This window comes from Pseudomonas sp. YQ_5, from assembly GCF_043103305.1.
Taxonomy (GTDB): domain Bacteria; phylum Pseudomonadota; class Gammaproteobacteria; order Pseudomonadales; family Pseudomonadaceae; genus Aquipseudomonas; species Aquipseudomonas putida_Y.
In genome coordinates this window covers 1-2,284 of the sequence record NZ_JBICJS010000100.1, presented here as the reverse complement: position 1 = coordinate 2,284, position 2,284 = coordinate 1, and the positions used below count along the sequence as shown (strand labels likewise).

Below are 2,284 nucleotides of genomic sequence, written 5' to 3'. Positions count from 1 at the left end.
GAAACAAACGTAGGAGCGAGCGCAGCTCGCGATGCGCCGCGCGGGCGGCGCTCGATCTCACAAACGACAAACATCTCAAGGCATGCGCCTGTCAGCCCAACCCCAATCTCGACCCAAGCGCCTCCACAATCCGCCCACACGCCTTCCCGTCCCCATACGGATTATGCGCCACGCTCATCTCTCGATACGCCCCCTCATCCGTCAGCAACCTGGCCAGTTCCCCGGTAATGGACCCAACTTCCGTGCCCACCAGTTTCACCGTTCCCGCCGCCACCGCCTCCGGCCGCTCCGTGGTATCACGCATCACCAGCACCGGTTTGCCCAGTGCCGGCGCTTCCTCCTGAATGCCCCCCGAGTCGGTCAAAATGACATACGCACGGCTCATCAGGTAAACGAACGGCAGGTAATCCAGCGGTTCGATCAGGTAGATATTCCCCACATCCGCCAGCAGCCGGTTGACCGGCTCTCGCACGTTAGGGTTGAGATGCACCGGGTACACCACATCCACCTCGGGGAACTGGCGCGCCGTCTGCACCAAAGCCTGGCAGATGCGTTCGAAGCCACCGCCAAAGTTCTCGCGCCGGTGGCCTGTTACCAGCACCATGCGCCGATGGGCAGCCAGGTAGTCGAACTGGCGTTCGAACTGGGCTCTCAGCACCGGGCTCTCCAGTTTGTGCACCACGTCCAGCAGAGCGTCGATCACGGTGTTGCCGGTGGTGAAAATGCTCGCTGGGTCAATGCCTTCCCTTAGCAGGTTGTCACGCGAGGTGGCTGTGGGGGCGAAGTGCAGGGCGGCCAGGGTGCCGGTCAGGCGCCGGTTGCCTTCCTCTGGCCAGGGGGAATACAGGTTGTTGGTGCGCAGGCCGGCTTCTACGTGGGCGATGGGAATTTGCTGGTAATAGGCCGCCAGGCTGGTGGCAAAGGTGGTCGCAGTGTCGCCATGCACCAGCACCACATCAGGCTTGAATTCGGCCAGTATCGGCTGGATGCCTTGCAAAATTCCTGTGGTCACGCCGGTCAGGTCTTGGCCGGGCTTCATGATGTTCAAGTCGTAATCGGGGGTGATACCGAACAGCTCCAGTACCTGGTCGAGCATTTGCCGGTGCTGGGCGGTGACGCACACACGGGGCTCGAAGCGGGTGTCCTGTGCGAGTTTCAGGGCAAGCGGGGCCATCTTGATGGCTTCTGGACGGGTGCCGAATACAGTGAGGGTCTTGAGGGGCACGGCGGTGATCCTCTTGCTGGGCGGGGCGGTACGGGTGGGCCTAAGGGGCCGGATGGCCGTGCGAAGGCTGGCCTGATGGACGGGCTGGGTGCGCGGGCAAGCGGCGGGTGGATGAGGGCGTGCAGCTTGGGTCCTTCAAGCAAACGGCTGTCCATTGCTCAAAAATCTAGCAGTTGGTTCATGTGATGCCAGTTGGCAGGTGATCTTCGCCCGGCTGGAGAGTGCGGTTGTTCGTAGTCTGGCCTCGCTCGCCGGGGGTTGTAGGAAAGTGTGCGGGTCTTGCGGTGAATGCGGCATCGGACAAACGGGTATTCGGCTACAGGCCATGATGCAGGGCGCCAAATACGCTCAGGCCGGGGTGGTGGAGGGGAAAGGTCATTATTTTTGGGTGGGCGAAGTTGGCTGGGTGGCTGATCGATTTGGTAACCATTCGCCGATGATGGCGGCTGTTTCGGTGTGGGGTTTGCCGCTAGGGTTGATTACGCAGCCAAAGGAAAACGGCTGCTGGAAAATGACCAACACTAGGAGTGTTCACCATGCGTAACAACGTTCTGTCGTACTTGCTGCTGCCGCTGTTCGCCAGCCTGTCCTTTTCCCTCAGCGCTGCTCCCGCCAGCGCCCCGGCGATGCCCGAGCCAGTGCCGGTGGTGAGCCAGCAGCAGGCCCAGCAGCCGCAGCGGCTGGACCTGAACAAGGCTGATGCGGTCACCTTGCAGAAGGAGCTGAACGGGATAGGCAAGGCCAAGGCTGAAGCCATCGTGGCCTATAGGGAGGCCAATGGGCCGTTTGCTTCGGTGGATGAACTGCTGGAGATAAAGGGCATTGGCAATGCGTTGCTGGAGCGTAACCGGGACAAGGTGATGGTGGAGTAAGTGCGGGAGTAGGGCGAGCCTGTGGTTTGGGGTTGCCCTTCGGAACCGGGGCTGCAAAGCAGCCCTGTTTTTTGTCTGAAATGAGGCGGCTCAACACGAAAGGGGGCATGGGTGACCGGCGATGGGGTCGCCGGGAGATGGAGTTAAGGCTATCAGGTGTCCGTCTTGAGGTTTGAGGTGATGCGTA

The 2,284-nt window shown here is 61.3% G+C and carries 2 protein-coding genes; one reads left to right on the top strand and one right to left on the bottom strand.

What is annotated here, in order from left to right:
* Window positions 1–91 precede the first annotated feature (91 nt).
* Complete coding sequence (gene wecB, locus ACF8EA_RS23625; protein WP_392523472.1) at window positions 92–1,225, bottom strand: non-hydrolyzing UDP-N-acetylglucosamine 2-epimerase; 1,134 nt, start codon at window positions 1,223–1,225, stop codon at window positions 92–94.
* 536 nt (window positions 1,226–1,761) lie between these two features.
* Here wecB and ACF8EA_RS23620 point away from each other — a divergent pair.
* On the top strand, window positions 1,762–2,097 hold the full coding sequence (locus ACF8EA_RS23620) for a helix-hairpin-helix domain-containing protein (protein WP_028697093.1): 336 nt from the start codon (window positions 1,762–1,764) through the stop codon (window positions 2,095–2,097).
* The last annotated feature ends 187 nt before the right edge of the window (window positions 2,098–2,284 follow it).

What these genes read in the sequence shown, in the direction of transcription:
- ACF8EA_RS23620 (WP_028697093.1), top strand. Translation starts at nt 1,762, where the DNA reads ATGCGTAACAACGTTCTGTCGTACTTGCTGCTGCCGCTGTTCGCCAGC.